The 16,131-nt window shown below is 69.6% G+C and carries 9 protein-coding genes; 7 read left to right on the top strand and 2 right to left on the bottom strand.

The window, feature by feature from the left end:
* The first annotated feature begins 236 nt into the window (after window positions 1–236).
* Both AB0J06_RS20490 and AB0J06_RS20485 read left to right on the top strand, forming a co-directional pair.
* The gene (locus AB0J06_RS20490) at window positions 237–1,286 is read left to right on the top strand and encodes a lysylphosphatidylglycerol synthase transmembrane domain-containing protein (protein ID WP_357430532.1); all 1,050 of its coding nucleotides are present in this window, start codon (window positions 237–239) and stop codon (window positions 1,284–1,286) included.
* Window positions 1,287–1,528: 242 nt separating this feature from the next.
* Window positions 1,529–5,995: a HAMP domain-containing protein gene (locus AB0J06_RS20485; RefSeq protein WP_357430548.1), complete on the top strand. Its 4,467-nt coding sequence runs from the start codon at window positions 1,529–1,531 to the stop codon at window positions 5,993–5,995.
* A gap of 84 nt (window positions 5,996–6,079) precedes the next feature.
* Here AB0J06_RS20485 and AB0J06_RS20480 read toward each other — a convergent pair whose 3' ends face one another.
* A complete protein-coding gene (locus AB0J06_RS20480; protein ID WP_357430531.1) occupies window positions 6,080–7,345 on the bottom strand; it encodes an LLM class flavin-dependent oxidoreductase in 1,266 nt (421 codons plus the stop codon).
* A 171-nt stretch (window positions 7,346–7,516) separates the two neighbouring features.
* Between AB0J06_RS20480 and AB0J06_RS20475 the strand changes: the two genes are divergently transcribed.
* From AB0J06_RS20475 to AB0J06_RS20465, 3 genes are all read left to right on the top strand, one after another.
* Window positions 7,517–8,326 carry an SDR family oxidoreductase gene (locus AB0J06_RS20475; RefSeq protein WP_357430530.1) on the top strand — a complete coding sequence of 270 codons (810 nt, stop codon included), beginning with the start codon at window positions 7,517–7,519 and terminating at the stop codon, window positions 8,324–8,326.
* A gap of 71 nt (window positions 8,327–8,397) precedes the next feature.
* On the top strand, window positions 8,398–8,706 hold the full coding sequence (locus tag AB0J06_RS20470) for a GNAT family N-acetyltransferase (protein ID WP_357430529.1): 309 nt from the start codon (window positions 8,398–8,400) through the stop codon (window positions 8,704–8,706).
* Window positions 8,707–9,354: 648 nt separating this feature from the next.
* Window positions 9,355–9,567 (top strand): LuxR C-terminal-related transcriptional regulator, encoded by a 213-nt coding sequence (locus tag AB0J06_RS20465; protein ID WP_357430528.1) that lies wholly within the window; start codon window positions 9,355–9,357, stop codon window positions 9,565–9,567.
* A gap of 139 nt (window positions 9,568–9,706) precedes the next feature.
* Here the strand turns inward: AB0J06_RS20465 and fdhA are convergent, their stop codons facing one another.
* Window positions 9,707–10,930, bottom strand: coding sequence for a formaldehyde dehydrogenase, glutathione-independent (gene fdhA / locus AB0J06_RS20460; protein ID WP_357430527.1), 1,224 nt, complete (start codon window positions 10,928–10,930; stop codon window positions 9,707–9,709).
* Window positions 10,931–11,492: 562 nt separating this feature from the next.
* Between fdhA and AB0J06_RS20455 the strand changes: the two genes are divergently transcribed.
* Window positions 11,493–13,550: a DNA topoisomerase IV subunit B gene (locus AB0J06_RS20455; RefSeq protein WP_357430526.1), complete on the top strand. Its 2,058-nt coding sequence runs from the start codon at window positions 11,493–11,495 to the stop codon at window positions 13,548–13,550.
* Window positions 13,551–13,606: 56 nt separating this feature from the next.
* Window positions 13,607–16,096: a DNA topoisomerase IV subunit A gene (locus AB0J06_RS20450; protein ID WP_357430525.1), complete on the top strand. Its 2,490-nt coding sequence runs from the start codon at window positions 13,607–13,609 to the stop codon at window positions 16,094–16,096.
* Window positions 16,097–16,131: the final 35 nt, after the last annotated feature.

The following is a 16,131-nucleotide window of genomic DNA, read 5'->3' as shown; positions in this document are numbered from 1 at the left end:
CAGCGGTGGACCATCAGCACCGGGGTCCCGAGCGCATCTTCACCCTACGCTCTTCCGACCTCCGTGGCGATGGCCGTGGATGCGTCGAGGGGTGACGGTGGTGCTGCATGTCCCCGCCTGTCTCGCCCCAGCGTGCGCCGTCGCTGACATCGGGCAAGCCGACGGCCCGGGGTCCAGGGCGGCGCGGCTACCGTGCCTGCCCCCGGCCGACCGGGGAAACCGCATGATAGGACGTGATGAGCGCGTACACGACTGACCCCGTGCCGCAGCACGCCGCGCCGCGTCCGGTCACCCGCCGCCGGCGCGTCGTGGTCACCGCCGTGGTGCTCACCATCCTCGCCGTCGAGGTCGTCCTCGGCGCTCCGTCCCTGGCCGATGCCCTGAACCAGCTCCGCACGCCGCACTGGGGCTGGGTGGTCGCCGCGGTCGTGGCGGAGGTCGTCTCCATGGGTGGGTACGCCCGGATGCAGCGCCGCCTGCTGCGCGCCGCCGGCACCCGCCTCTCCGTCCGGCGGCATGTCGCCCTCGCATACGCGGCGCACTCGTTGAGTGTCACCCTGCCCGGCGGTCCGCTCTTCTCCACCCGCTACAACTTCCAGCAGATGCGGCGGTACGGGGCGTCGGCCGCCGTCGCCTCCTGGTGCATCGCGCTCAGCGGCATTCTGTCCAGCGCGGCGCTGGTCCTGATCGGCATCGTCGGCGGGATCGTCGCCGGCGGCGGCGGTAGTTGGGCGAGGCTGGTCGCGTATCTCGCCGCCGCGGTGGCGGTCGCGGTCGGCGTACGGGTGGTCGCCCAGCACCCGCAGTGGCTCATTCGGCCGGTCGAACGGGTGCTGACCAGGCTCAACCGCGTCCGTGGGCGACGCGCCGCGCAGCTCCGCGAGCGGATCACCGCCCTCGTCGACCAGATCTCCGCGGTACGGATCCGACCGGCCGACTTCGGTGTGGCGGCCGTCCTCGCCGTGCTCAACTGGCTGCTGGACGCGCTGTGTTTGTGGATGTGCTGCCGGGCCGTGGGCGCCGAGGGGATCACCCTCACCGAACTCGTCATCGCCTACTGCGCGGGGATGGCCGCCGCCAGCATTCCCATCGTGCCCGGCGGTCTCGGCGTCGTCGACGGCGCGCTGATCCTCGGCCTGGTGACCGGCGGGATCGCCACCAGCGACGCCATCGCCGGCGTCGTGCTGTACCGACTGATCAGCTTCGGCTTCATCATCACGGCCGGATGGATCGTGTGGCTGCTGGTCCGACACCTCCAGAGGGCCGATACCGGCGCCACGGTGTGAGCGGGCGCGGGGAACTCGCCGGGGGTCCCGCAGTGCGGCGATCTCGTGAACCCGGTTGGTCATCTCGGTGACTCGCGTCGCGCGGCGGCCCTCGTACTCGGCGTTCGGCATTCTCGCGTGTGCATACTTGCGCGGTTGATGTTGTGCCGGAAGACGTGGTCGTCCGGCTGCTACGCGAGGTGGTTGTGGTGGTCGAGAAGACGGCGTCCCGCGGGGGCGGGGTTTCCAGCACGACGGCGGCGATGACCGATCCCGGGCTGCGACAGCTGCTGGCGGGTCTGACCGCGGTGCGCGACGGTGACTTCGGCACCCGGTTGCCGGAGGACGCCGACGGCCTGCTGGGCGAGATCGCGACCGTCTTCAACGGCATGGTGGACCAGCTGTCGCTGTTCACCTCGGAGGTGACCCGGGTGGCCCGGGAGGTGGGCACCGAGGGGCAGTTGGGCGGCCAGGCCGAGGTCCCCGGGGTGTCGGGCACCTGGAAGGACCTCACCGACTCGGTCAACGCGATGGCCGGCAACCTCACCGACCAGGTCCGCGACATCGCGGAGGTCGCCACCGCGGTGGCGCGGGGCGACCTGTCGCAGAAGATCACCGTCGACGTGCGGGGCGAGATCCTCGAGCTGAAGATCACCATCAACACGATGGTGGACGAGCTCTCGTCGTTCGCGGACGAGGTGACGCGGGTGGCCCGCGAGGTGGGCAGCGAGGGGCGGCTCGGCGGCCAGGCCGAGGTGCCGGGCGTCGCCGGCACCTGGCGCGACCTGACCGACTCCGTGAACTTCATGGCCGGAAACCTGACCAGTCAGGTTCGCAACATCGCCCAGGTGACCACCGCGGTGGCGCGGGGTGACCTGTCGCAGAAGATCACCGTCGACGCCCGGGGCGAGATCCTCGAGCTCAAGAGCACCATCAACACGATGGTGGACCAGCTCTCGTCGTTCGCCGACGAGGTGACCCGGGTGGCCCGGGAGGTGGGCACCGACGGGCGGCTCGGCGGCCAGGCCCAGGTCAGCGGCGTCGCCGGCACCTGGCGCGACCTCACCGACTCGGTGAACTCGATGGCCGGAAACCTGACCGACCAGGTGCGCAGCATCGCCCAGGTGGCCACGGCGGTGGCCCGGGGCGACCTGTCGCAGAAGATCACCGTCACCGCGCACGGCGAGATCCTGGAGCTCAAGAACACCATCAACACGATGGTGGACCAGCTCTCGTCGTTCGCCGACGAGGTGACCCGGGTGGCCCGGGAGGTCGGCACGGAGGGCCGTCTCGGCGGGCAGGCGGACGTCAAGGGCGTCTCCGGCACATGGAAGGACCTCACCGAGTCGGTCAACGTCATGGCGGACAACCTCACCGCGCAGGTGCGCAGCATCGCCGAGGTGACCACCGCGGTGGCGAAGGGCGACCTGACCCAGAAGATCCGGGTCGACGCCCGCGGCGAGATCCTGGCGCTCAAGGAGACCATCAACACGATGGTCGACCAGCTCTCCGCGTTCGCCGACGAGGTGACCCGGGTGGCCCGCGAGGTGGGCACGGAGGGCCGCCTCGGGGGTCAGGCGCGGGTGCTCAACGTCGGCGGGACCTGGAAGGACCTCACCGACAACGTCGACGAGATGGCGAACAACCTCACCAACCAGGTGCGCTCGATCGCGCTGGTCGCCACGGCGGTTGCCCAGGGTGACCTGAGCCGGAAGATCACGGTGGAGGCGAAGGGCGAGGTCGCCGTGCTCGCCCAGACCATCAACACCATGGTCGACACCCTCGGCGCGTTCGCCGACGAGGTGACCCGGGTGGCCCGCGAGGTGGGCACGGAGGGCCGCCTCGGCGGTCAGGCGCGGGTGCCCAACGTCGCCGGCACCTGGAAGGACCTCACCGACAACGTCAACTCGATGGCGAACAACCTGACCGGCCAGGTGCGCAACATCGCCCAGGTCACGACCGCCGTGGCGCAGGGCGACCTGACCAAGAAGATCGACGTGGACGCCCGCGGCGAGATCCTGGAGCTCAAGACCACCATCAACACCATGGTCGACCAACTCTCCAGCTTCGCCGCCGAGGTCACCCGGGTGGCCCGCGAGGTGGGCAGCGAGGGCCGCCTCGGCGGGCAGGCCGAGGTCGAGGGCGTCTCCGGCACCTGGAAGCGGCTCACCGAGAACGTCAACGAGCTGGCCGGCAACCTGACCCGCCAGGTGCGCGCCATCGCCGAGGTGACCAGCGCGGTGGCCACCGGCGACCTGACCCGCTCCATCACGGTGGACGCCCCGGGCGAGGTGGGCGAGCTCAAGGACAACATCAACTCGATGGTGGAGTCGCTGCGCGAGACCACCCGGACCAACCAGGAACAGGACTGGCTCAAGACCAACCTGGCCCGCATCGCGGGGCTGATGCAGGGGCACCGCGACCTCGACGTGGTCGCCGGCCTGGTGATGAACGAGCTCGCGCCCCTGGTATCCGCGCAGCTCGGCACGTTCCTGCTCGTCGACGAGACCGCCGGCGGGACCGTACTGCGGGTCGTCGGCGGCTACGGGCACGACGCCTCAGGCCGCCGGTACGCCCTCGGCGAGTCTCTGGTCGGGCAGGCCGCGGTGAGCAAGCGGGCGATCGTGGTGGACGCGGTCCCGGCCGACTACGTCACCGTCTCGTCCAGCCTCGGTGCGGCCGCCCCGCTGCACCTGGTGGTGCTCCCCATCCTCTTCGAGGACCAGGTGCTCGGGGTCATCGAGCTGGCCAGCATGAGCCGCTTCACCGAGGTCCAGCGCGACTTCCTCGACCAGCTCACGGAGACCATCGGCGTCAACGTCAACACCATCGTCGCCAACGCCCGTACCGACGTGCTGCTCACCGAGTCGCAGCGCCTCGCCGCCGAGCTGCAGGCCCGCTCGGAGGAGCTGCAGGCCCGCTCCGAGGAGCTCCAGCGCTCCAACGCCGAGCTCGAGGACAAGGCGGCGCTGCTGGCCCGGCAGAACCACGACATCGAGACGAAGAACTCCGAGATCGAGCACGCCCGCCAGGAGCTGGAGACCCGCGCCCAGCAGCTGGCGCTCGCCTCGAAGTACAAGTCGGAGTTCCTGGCCAACATGAGCCACGAGCTGCGTACTCCGTTGAACTCGCTGCTCATCCTCGCGCAACTGCTGGCGCAGAACCCGGGGCGCAACCTGACCGGCAAGCAGGTCGAGTACGCGACCGTCATCCACTCGGCCGGCACGGACCTGTTGCAGCTCATCAACGACATCCTCGACCTGTCGAAGGTCGAGGCCGGGAAGATGGACATCAACCCGGAGACGTTCGAGCTGGCCACGCTGCGCGACTACGTCGACGCCACCTTCCGGCCGTTGACCACCCCGCGCGGCCTGGAGCTGGAGATCGCCACCGGTCCGGACGTGCCGACCGTGCTGCACACCGACGAGCAGCGGCTGCGGCAGGTGCTGCGCAACCTGGTCTCCAACGCCGTGAAGTTCACCGAGAAGGGGCGGGTGGAGCTGCGTATCGAGCGGGCGCAGGCCGCCGAGCTGCCGGACACCTTCGATCCCTCCGACACGGTCATCGCGTTCCGGGTCACCGACACCGGCATCGGTATCGCCGAGCAGCACCTGACGGCCATCTTCGACGCCTTCCAACAGGCCGACGGCACCACCAGCCGACGCTACGGCGGCACCGGGCTCGGGTTGTCCATCAGCCGGGAGATAGCCCAGCTGCTGGGTGGCCAGATCCAGGCGCACAGTGTGCTGGGACAGGGCAGCACGTTCACCCTGTACATGCCGCTCGGCGCCGTACCGTCCGCCACCGCCGGCGAGGCCACGCCCGACGTCGCGCTCCCGTGGACGCTCCCGTCGGCGCTGCCGCCGGCCGTTCCTCTCGCCCCGGGTGAGGGTCGCCGGGTGCTGGTGCTGGAACGCCACGACAAGGGACTGCTGACGATGCTGACCCAGGGGGTCGCGGCCGACCTGAGCGAGGGGAACCCGCCGGTGGAGGTCGTCACCGCGGTGGACGCGGCGTCGGCCGTCGAGGCGATGAGCGGCCGGCGGCACCACTGCCTGGTGCTGCACCTCGACCTGCCCGACGACAGCGGGACCGCGGTGTTCAAGGCGTTGCACGACGACCCGGCGCTGCGCGGTGTGCCCGTGCTGGCGTACCGCGGGCACCCGCTGACTCCCGGCCAGGACGCCCTGTTGCAGGCGCTCGCCCACGAACGGCCGTTGGAGATCCTGCGCAGCCTCGACGAGCTGCGCGAGCGCATCGCCCTGCACCTCACGGCGGTCACTCCGGAGCGGGTCCTGCCGTTCGCCCCTGCCACGCCGGACGTCCGGCCCGCCGTGGACTCGCTCTCGGGTGAGCTGGTCGGACGCAAGGTCCTGGTCGTCGACGACGACGCCCGCAACGTCTTCGCTCTCACCAACATCCTGGAACTGCACGGGCTCGATGTCGTCTACGCCGAGAACGGCCGCAAGGGCATCGAGATGCTGATGCGCCACGACGACATCGACCTCGTCCTGATGGACGTGATGATGCCGGAGATGGACGGTTACGCGGCCACGGCGGCCATCCGCGCCATGCCCCGCTACGCGGATCTGCCGATCATCACGGTCACCGCCAAGGCCATGCACGGCGACCGGGAGAAGAGCATCTCCTCCGGCGCCAGCGACTACGTCACCAAGCCGGTGGACGCCGCCGATCTGCTGGAGTGCATCCATCGCTGGTTGAACGGCTGACCGCGGCCCCTGCCCGCCCCGCCGCCCGTATCCGGGCGGCGGGGTCGGGTCAACCGTGAAGGGGGGTGACCGCGGCAGCCGCGGTCACCGTGCGGAGCCGGCCGGCGTGGTGTCGGGGAGCTCGACGGGAATGCCGCGCGCCACCAGCCGCGGGACGACGCCGGTCATCATCGCGGTCATGTTCTCGATGACCCGGTCGTTGTCGTGGTTGAAGAAGTCGAACCACAGCATCAGGCGGTCCCGGGGGTGGAACCGGGCGATCATCTGCTCCGCGACCTCGTCGGCGTCGCCGACCAGCGCGTTCTCCGCGGCGGTGGTGATTCTCGCCGGGTCCACCGTTCCGTCCATCGCGCGCCAGTACGCGCTCAGCGTGCTGCGCGCCTCGTCCCGCGCGGCGGCGCGACGCTGCTCCGGCGACAGGCCGGGACGTGCGTTGAGGAAGACGAACGTGGTCCGCGGCATGTAGTCACGGCGCCACCCGCCTCCGGCCGGGTGGTACACCGCGCGCATCCGCTCGTGCGTCTGCTCGATGACGTGCGGCGGCGTGATGCTGAGGTTGAACACCCGCACCGGAGCGATCCGGTTGAGGTGGGCCTGCAGGAGCGGGTCCGCCGAACCGAGGAGCAGACGCAACAGCTCGCGTCGCGGCCGCTCCGGCACGATCTTCGTCACCGGAAACGGCCATCGCCGGGGCACCGGTAGCTCATCGCCGCGGTGGTCGGCGGCACGAAGTACCTCCTGCCACCGCTCGTCATCGGGGAAGTGCTCCCGGCGCAGGACGAACGGCGCGACCTCGTCGCTGCTCAGCTCCGCGCCGGTGACCAGCCGCGTGAAGATCTCCGCCGCCTCCCAGAGAATCGCCCGCTTCACCTGGTTCCAGGCCAGCTCCTCCCAGTCGCTGCGCGGACGCACCCCGGTGAGTCGGTTGACGAAGTCGAACCGGCCGCTGGCGAAGCCGATGCGCAGCCGCCGCCGCTCCGCCGGGTCCAGGCCGTGCCACGCGAGGGTGCTGACGACCCGCTCGGCGGCGGGGATCGGCCCGCCGTTGCAGACGATGTTCGTGATCGCGGATCCGACGTCGAGCCGGGTGGTGCGGGCGAAGACCTGCTGCGCGAGCAGGCAGACGTCGGTGTTCAGACCGACCTCACCGTCCCAGTGCGGCAGCACGGGTTGGGGATGTCGCTTCTGCGACTCGTTGCTGTAGTGGCTCTCCGCTACCCACACGGTGCCGTAGCCCAGCTCGTCGGCGACCTCGCACTGGCTCAGGAAGTTGCGCAGCACCTGACTTTCGCTCGGTTGCCGGCCCTGCGCGGGCGCGGGCGTGATGCTGCAGAAGATGTCGAGCTTCACGAGGGCTCCTCTCCGTGCGGAACACCGCGCTGCTGATCGTTCATTGACCAGTTTGACGGTCGGGTCAATGCCCGACAGCGAGCCGCAAGCACCCGCCGGCGCGGGGGAGACGCCGAGGATCCGCGGGTGGGGCGGGTGTGACCGCGGGGCGGCCGGGGTAACGGCGTGCGCATGCCGAAGCGATTCGAGAACTACGACCGGGTAGCGGTGATCACGGGGTCCGATTCCGGGATCGGGGAGGCGACCGCCGTGGCACTGGCCGTCAGCGGATTCGACATCGGCGTCACCTACCGCTCCGACAAGACCGGCGCCGAGTCGACCGCGGAGAAGGTACGCGCCGCGGGTCGCCGGTGCGAGGTCCGCCATCTCGACCTCACCGACCTGCCGGGCGCCGCGGCGGTCATCGACGAACTCGCCGACGCGCTGGGCGGGCTGGGCGTGCTGGTCAACAACGCGGGTACGGGCATCCGGACGCCCGTCGTGGACACCGGCTTCGAGCAGTGGCGTCAGGTGCTCTCCGTCGATCTCGACGGGCCGTTCCTGTGCGCCCAGCGGGCCGCCCGGCGGATGATCACCAGCGGCCGTGGTGGTCGGATCATCAACATCACGAGCGTGCACGAACACGCGCCCCGGATCGGCGCCGGCGCGTACTGCGCGGCGAAGGGTGGGCTGGGGCTGCTGACCAAGGTGATGGCGCAGGAGTTGGCGGAGCACGGCATCACGGTGAACGCGGTCGCGCCGGGGGAGATCGCCACGCCGATGACCGATAACGAGGACGTGGACCCGCACGGCGTGGAGCGCCCGGGTGTCCCCGTCGGCCGGCCCGGAGACGCCAACGAAGTGGCCGCCGTCGTGGCGTTGCTCGCCGAGCCGCGCGCCGCCTACGTGACCGGCGCGTCATGGCCGGTCGACGGCGGCATGCTGCTGATGGGTCCGCAGGCCGGATCGCACCTGAAATCCGGTGACTGGCGCAACGGCTGACGCGGCCACGGTAGGTGCCTGTTCAACGGTGTCCGGTCGGCCCGCTCCGACGCGGCCCATAGAATGGGCGGGTGCCCATCGATGTGACAGATGTGCCGGAGCGGGAACGCTTCGAGGCCCGGGACGGCGACGCTGACCAGGCCCTGGCCGGCTTCATGACCTACCAGGTGACCGGCAGGATCATCGCCGTCACCCATCTGAACATCTCGCCCGGTTACGAGGACCGTGATGTGGGCGACCTGCTGGCGCGGGCGGTCATGGATGACGCCAGGAGCCGGACCCGCACCGTGGTCCCCATCTGTCCCTTCCTCGCCGAGTGGGCCACCCGGCACCGTGAGTACACGAACCTCGTCGCCCCCTCCACGAAAAAGATGAAGTGACGTTCCCGCCGTCCTAAAGGACGTCGATTCCCTCCGCGCTGTGCGCGGAACACGCAGCGTTCGGGGGGATTCCTGCGCGGTGCCGGCACGGGTGCCGGTCTTACCTGCGCTCCACAGGCGTTTGGGTTTTGCCCGGCGTCCCCAGGCCAACACGTTGATCGCCGCGATCACGTCCCGATCGTGGACCGTCCCGCACCGGCAGGCGCGCTACCCGTGCCCACCTGCTGTCCTGCACGGGTTGCGCCACAGTCGGGAATCCGTCCGCCGCGAGCGGCCTCGGCCGCCGCAGCCCGGCGCGCGACGTCACCGCAAGAGCTCTTTCGACTCGTACGTTGAGTCCGAGTTCTGGTGCCTGATCGGATGATCGTCTGAGCTCCACGGCGCGTGCGCGGGGCGCGGGGCGGAACTGTGCGTCGTGCTGCACGCCGGTGCGGTGCTGTCAAGATCCTTTTTCCGTTGGCCTGTCGTGCGTAGCCTCGATGCACCTGAGCAGGCGATACGGGGGGAGGGGTGGGCGTGTCCACGTGGAGTCGATCCAGACGCACGGCGACGGCAGCCGGGCGTACCAGGGGACTTTTCCTGGTCCCGGCGCCTGGCCCCCACAGCGCCGCCACCGTCCCCCCGACCCCGGAATCGGAGAGTCGCCACATGGGACTCTCCGCGCGCGAGCAACAGCTGCTGCAACTGCTTGCGCGGGGGCACACCGTGCTCACCGCCGCGCGAGACCTCGACATCAGCAGCCGCACGGCCGAAGCGACCCTGGCCGCCCTCCGCATGCGGGTCGAGGCGCCGAGCCTCTACGTGCTTGGGGCGATGGCGGAACGCCTCGGGTGGCATCACGCTCAGGGCGGCGCGCTGTAGCGCGACGCCGGTCGGCGAGCGCTGCGGAGAAGCGGCGCCGCGCCGGGGTGGAGTACCTGTAGGCCTGCGTAGTGGGAGCCGTCGAAAGGCCGGGTTCCGCGACGGTCGCGGCCCGGCCTTTCGATCAACCGCTCACCGATCAGCGGGGACTGCTGATCAGGCCGTGCGGGTCGAGCACATACTTCCGTGCGGCTCCCTGGTCGAACTCCGCGTAGCCCTGCGGGGCCCGTTCAAGCGGAATCGGGGTCGCGTCGACGTTCTTGGCGATCGACACCCGGTCGTGCAGGATCGCCATCATGAGCTGCCGGTTGTATCGCATGACCGGACACTGGCCGGTGTAGAAGGCGTGCGACTTGGCCCAGCCGAGGCCCAGCCGTAGCGAGAGCGACCCTTCCTTGGCCGCCTCGTCCTGCGCGCCCGGGTCGCCGGTGACGTAGAGCCCGGGGATGCCGATCGCGCCGCCGGCACGGGCGATGGTCATCAGCGAGTTGAGCACGGTCGCGGGCCTCTCCACGTCCGCTTCCCGCCCATGCCCGCGCGCCTCGAACCCGACCGCGTCGACGGCGCAGTCGACCTCCGGGACCCCGAGGATCTGCTCGATCTGGTCCTGCGGTTCGCCCTCGCTGATGTTCACGGTCTCGCATCCGAAGCTGCGTGCCTTGGCCAGCCGCTCCTCGTTGAGGTCGCCGATGATGACCACGGCCGCGCCGAGCAGGAACGCGGAGGTCGCCGCGGCGAGCCCGACCGGGCCGGCGCCCGCGATGTAGACCGTGGAACCGGTCGTCACACCCGCGGTGACGCATCCGTGATAACCGGTCGGGAAGATGTCCGACAGCATCGCCAGGTCGAGGATCTTCTCCATGGCCTGGTCACGGTCGGGGAACTTCAACAGGTTCCAGTCGGCGTACGGCACCATCACGTACTGCGCCTGACCGCCGATCCAGCCGCCCATGTCCACATATCCGTACGCGGAGCCCGGTCGGTCCGGGTTGACGTTCAGGCAGATGCCGGTTCGGCCCTCCTTGCAGTTGCGGCACCTCCCGCAGGAGATGTTGAACGGCACCGAGCACACGTCACCGACCTGGATGAACTCGACGTCGGGTCCCTTCTCGACGACCTCGCCGGTGATTTCGTGGCCGAGCACGAGTCCCTCGGGGGCGGTCGTGCGGCCGCGGACCATGTGCTGATCGCTGCCGCAGATGTTCGTCGCGACGCATTTGAGGATGACCCCGTGGGGCGTCTTGCGACCGACGTTGGCCGGGTTCACGCCCGGCCCGTCGCGCAGTTCCAGCGTCGGGTAGTCGGTGTCCTGGATCTCGACCTTGCCCGGTCCCATGTAGGCGACCGCTCTGTTTCCCACCATGCTTGCGCTCCGTCCAGATTCGCTGCGGATGTGGGGAGTGCGGTTCGGTCCTGCGCCTCACCTCCTCGCGTCTGCGTTACCTCAGCCCGATCGGCGAGGCAAACGCGTCACATCCATGACGGCTATCCATCCGCGTCGTGCGGCAAACACCGACGATCGACCTTCGCCACCACCCGGAAAAGCCGGGCCGGGCCGTACGTGGTGGGAGGGTGACGGCGCGTACGGTGGCGCGGATCAGTGCCGATGCAGCGGTGAGGTAGGAGTGGACGAGGTCCCGGGCCAGCCCGGGGGTGAGCTGCTCGGATGACTGACCTGACGAAGGTCGGGAGCTCGCGCGCGGTCATGCCAGGGAGTATCTCGGGCGTCCACGGCGTTGACGTATCCGACCGCTGCCGGAGTTGCGACCGGTGGCCTGTTGTACACGCCACCGCGGCCTTCGGCCCCGGTTGCGGCCCCATGTCCCACCCGGGGACTAGGCTCGCTGCGTTGTCCTGCGGATTCGCCGTGCCACGGCTCATCCTGACAGGCGCCCACCCCGACACGACTCTGGGAGTACGACCAGGTGACTGCACAGCCCGAGACCCTCTACGGGGCCGACGACCTCACGCACCTTGAGGGCCTCGACGCCGTCCGGAAGCGGCCCGGCATGTACATCGGGTCGACCGACAGCCGTGGCGTGGGTCACCTCGTCAACGAGATCCTCGACAACTCCACCGACGAGGGTGTCGCCGGTCACGCCACCCGCGTCGAGGTCATCCTGCACCCCGACGGGTCGGTGCAGGTCGACGACAACGGTCGCGGCATCCCGACCGACATCCACGCCAAGTCCGGCATCTCCGGTGTCGAGCTGGTGCTGACCCGCCTGCACGCGGGTGGCAAGTTCGGCGGCTCGGGTTACAAGACCTCCGGCGGCCTGCACGGCGTCGGCGCGTCCGCCGTCAACGCCCTGTCCCACCGGTTCGACGTGACGGTGAAGCGGGACGGCAAGGTCCACCAGATGTCGTTCCAGCGCGGTGTGCCGGGCGTCTTCGCCGGCGCCGGCCCGACGGCGGCGTTCACCCGCGAATCCGGGCTGCACGTGGTGCGGAAGATGAAGCGCGGCGAGCCCACCGGCACGTCGATCCGCTACTGGTATGACTCCCGCTATTTCGAGACCGGTGCGGCGCTGGACGTCGACGCCGTCCGGACGAAGCTTCGCAACACCGCGTTCCTCGTTCCCGGTGTCACCTACGTGCTGCGCGACGGCACGCAGGACGAGGTGCGCGAGGAGACCTTCCAGTTCCCCAACGGCCTCGCCGACATGGTGGAGTTCCTGGCCCCGGCCGGGGACAAGGCGGTTTCCGGCACGCTGCTCGTCAACGGTGAGGGCACCTACAAGGAGAACGCCGCCGACGAGAACGGCGTCATGCAGTCGAACGTGCAGCGGCGCGCCGAGGTCGAGGTCGCGTTCCGGTGGGGGACGGGCTACGAGCGGACCGTCGAATGCTTCACCAACACGATCCGTAACGTTCACGGTGGCACGCACCGCAAGGGTTTCGAGCGGGCGGCCGTACGCGCGCTGGGCGACGCGATCAAGAACACCCGGGGTCTGCTCAAGCCGAAGGAGGACGCGCCCACCCTCGATGACGTCCTCGAGGGCATGACCGCCGTCATCCACGTGCGCATCCCCGAGCCGCAGTTCACCTCGCAGACCAAGGACGAGCTCTCCACCGCCGGGATCACCAAGGTGATCCAGACGATCGTCGAACAGCACCTCAAGGCGTGGGTCGACGACCGCAAGACCAAGACCGAGGCGCGGACGGTGCTGCAGAAGATCGTCGACGCCGCGCGGGTCCGGTTGACGCAGAAGCAGCAGAAGGACGCCGCGCGCCGCAAGACGGCCCTGGAGGGCGCGTCGATGCCGGCGAAGCTGGTGGACTGCCGGTCGACCGGCGTCGACCGCAGCGAGTTGTTCATCGTCGAGGGAGACAGCGCTCTGGGCACGGCGCGGATGGCCCGCTCGTCGGAGTACCAGGCGCTGCTGCCGATCCGCGGCAAGATCCTCAACGTGCAGAAGGCGAGCCTGCAGCAGGTTCTGGACAACGCGGAGTGTTCGGCGATCGTGCAGGTCCTCGGTGCGGGATCGGGGCGCACGTTCGACCTCGACGCGCTCCGCTACGGACGCATCCTGATCATGGCCGACGCCGACGTCGACGGTTCGCACATCCGAACCCTGCTGATCACGCTCTTCGCGAAGTACATGCGCCCGGTGATCGAGGCCGGTCGGCTGTACGCGGCGATGCCGCCGCTACACAAGATCACTACCAAGGGCCGCAACACCGAGACCATCTACACGTACACGCAGCTCGAGATGTCGAACACGGTCGGTCGGCTGGAGAAGGCCGGAAAGCAGATCGTCACCCCGATTCCCCGGTTCAAGGGCCTCGGCGAGATGGACGCGGACGAGTTGTGGGAGACCACGATGAACCCGGCCAGCCGCGCCGTCCGCCGGATCACGCTGGACGACGTCGACGCGGCGGAGAGGGTTCTCGAGCTGCTGATGGGCGAGAAGGTCGAGCCGCGCAAGAACTGGCTCATCGACTCCGCCAGCCGCGTCGACCAGGAAACGATCGACGCCTGATCGCGCACGTCGCCAACTCGCTGTATTCGTAGGTTCTTCGAGGAGAGCACTCACCAATGGCACGCCGCAAGGGGACGCAGTCGCAGGTTGACCTGTCCGCCTTCGACCAGGCGGGGGCGCACGTCCTCGACAACCCGCTGACCACCGAGGTCGAAGACTCATATCTGGAGTACGCGTACAGCGTCATCCACTCCCGTGCACTGCCCGACGCGCGCGACGGCCTCAAGCCGGTCCACCGCCGCATCCTGTTCTCGATGAGTGAGCAGGGCTACCGGCCGGACCGCGGCCACGTGAAGTCCGCGCGCGTCGTCGGTGACGTGATGGGTAAGTACCACCCGCACGGCGACACCGCCATCTACGACGCGATGGTCCGCCTCGCGCAGGACTTCTCGCTCAACGTCCCGCTGATCGACGGGCACGGAAACTTCGGCTCGCCGGACGACGGCCCGGCCGCGGCGCGATACACCGAGGCGCGCATGTCGCGCGAGGCGATGCTCCTCGTCGGCGAGCTCGGCGAGGAGACCGTCGAGTTCAGGCCCAACTACGACGGGTCGTTGGAAGAGCCGGCGGTGCTGCCCGCGGCGTTCCCGAACCTGCTCGTCAACGGCACCTCCGGCATCGCCGTCGGCATGGCGACGAACATGATCCCGCACAACCTCGGCGAGGTGGTGGCGGCGGCGCGTTGGCTGATCACGCACCCCACGGCGCCGCTGGAAAAGCTGATGGAGTTCGTGCCCGGCCCGGACCTGCCGACCGGTGGTCTGCTGCTCGGCCTGGACGAGGTGCGCAAGGCGTACGAGACCGGGCGTGGTGTCGTGCGGATGCGCGGCAAGGTCGAGATCGGCCCGCTGGAGGGCAGCCGGGGGCGTCAGGCGATCACGGTGACCGACCTGCCGTACGGCGTCGGCGCCGAGAAGATCATCGAGAAGATCACCGACGAGGTCAACAAGACCAAGCGGCTGCAGGGCATCGCCGACGTCAAGGACCTCACCGACCGGGAGAACGGCACCCGCCTGGTCATCGAGTGCAAGGTCGGCGTCAATCCGCAGGCGCTGCTCGCCGACCTCTACCGGCTCACGCCGTTGGAGCAGTCGTTCGGCATCAACAACCTGGTCCTGGTCGACGGGCAGCCGCGGACCCTCGGCCTCAAGGCCCTGCTCGAGGTCTTCCTGGCCCACCGTTACGAGGTGGTGACCCGGCGCACGACGTACCGGCGCCGTAAGCGCCAGGAGCGGCTGCACCTGGTGGACGGCCTGCTGATCGCGCTGCTGGACATCGACAAGGTGGTCCGGCTGATCCGGGGCAGTGACAACGCGCAGGCCGCCAAGGATGGTCTGATGCGGCAGTTCAAGCTCTCCGAGATCCAGGCCACCTACATCCTCGACACGCCGCTGCGCCGGCTCACCAAGTTCGACCGGATCGAGTTGGAGACCGAGCAGGAGAAGCTGCGCGGTGAGATCGCGGAGTTGTCGCTGATCCTCGACGACGAGGCCGTGCTGAAGAAGCTCGTCTCCACCGAGTTGGCCGCGGTCGTGAAGGACTTCGCGACCGAGCGGCGCACCACGCTGATCGACGGCGACCTCAAGGAGGTGCTCGCCGCCTCCGTGCCGGCCGGGCCGCTCGAGGTGGCCGACGACCCGTGCCAGGTGATCCTCTCCGCGACCGGCCTGGTCGCCCGGACCGCCGCCGAGTCGGAGGAGGCGTCCGAGGGACGTCGCCGCAACGGCCGGGTCAAGCACGACGCGGTACGCGCCGTCGTGCACTCCACCGCTCGCGGTCAGGTCCTGTTGGTGACCAACCTGGGACGGGCGTTCAAGACGGATGTGCTGCCGCTGCCGGTGCTGCCGGAGCAGGCGGGTACGGTCTCGCTGCGCGGCGGCATGTCGGCCAGCGAGCTCGTGCCGTTGCAGCCGGGGGAGAAGGTCGTCGGGCTGGCGCCGCTCGGGGAGCAGGGCGCCGGTTCGCCGGGGCTCGCGCTGGGCACGCGGCAGGGCGTGGTGAAGGTGACCGCGCCGGAATGGCCGGTGCGCTCCGACGAGTTCGAGGTCATCGGGCTCAAGGACGGCGACGAGGTGATCGGTGCCACCTGGCTCACCGACGGCACCGAGACACTGGTGTTCGTGACCTCCGACGCGTCACTGCTGCGGTTCGACGCGAAGCTCGTGCGTCCCCAGGGTCTCAAGGGTGGCGGTATGGCCGGCATCAACGTCACGGCCGGCTCGCACGTCGTCTTCTTCGGTGCGATCCGGACCGACGACACCGCGCACGGTGCCCCGATGGTCGTCACCTCGACCGCCAGCACGGTCAAGGTCACCCCGTTCGCGGAATACCCCGCGAAAGGGCGGGCCACCGGCGGTGTGCGCGCGCAGCGGTTCCTCAAGGGCGAGAGCGAGCTTGTTCTGGCGTGGATCGGACCGCGTCCGGCCGGCGCGACCGGGACCGGCGATCCGGTGGAGTTGCCGTCGATCGACAAGCGCCGCGACGGATCCGGCTTCGCCGTCATGCTCGCCCCCGGCGTCGTGGGTCACCTGATCGAACGGGACTGACCCCGCCGCAACCGCGAGAGGCCAGCACCCACCAT

The organism is Micromonospora sp. NPDC049679 (genome assembly GCF_040659735.1).
Lineage (GTDB): Bacteria > Actinomycetota > Actinomycetes > Mycobacteriales > Micromonosporaceae > Micromonospora_I.
The sequence above is the reverse complement of the archived record's forward strand: the minus strand, read 5'-3'. Positions and strand labels throughout refer to the sequence as shown.

Coding starts and splice junctions, on each gene's coding strand:
- AB0J06_RS20490 (WP_357430532.1), top strand. CDS start 237: ATGAGCGCGTACACGACTGACCCCGTGCCGCAGCACGCCGCGCCGCGT.
- AB0J06_RS20485 (WP_357430548.1), top strand. CDS start 1,529: ATGACCGATCCCGGGCTGCGACAGCTGCTGGCGGGTCTGACCGCGGTG.
- AB0J06_RS20475 (WP_357430530.1), top strand. CDS start 7,517: ATGCCGAAGCGATTCGAGAACTACGACCGGGTAGCGGTGATCACGGGG.
- AB0J06_RS20465 (WP_357430528.1), top strand. CDS start 9,355: ATGGGACTCTCCGCGCGCGAGCAACAGCTGCTGCAACTGCTTGCGCGG.
- fdhA (WP_357430527.1), bottom strand. CDS start 10,930: ATGGTGGGAAACAGAGCGGTCGCCTACATGGGACCGGGCAAGGTCGAG.
- AB0J06_RS20450 (WP_357430525.1), top strand. CDS start 13,607: ATGGCACGCCGCAAGGGGACGCAGTCGCAGGTTGACCTGTCCGCCTTC.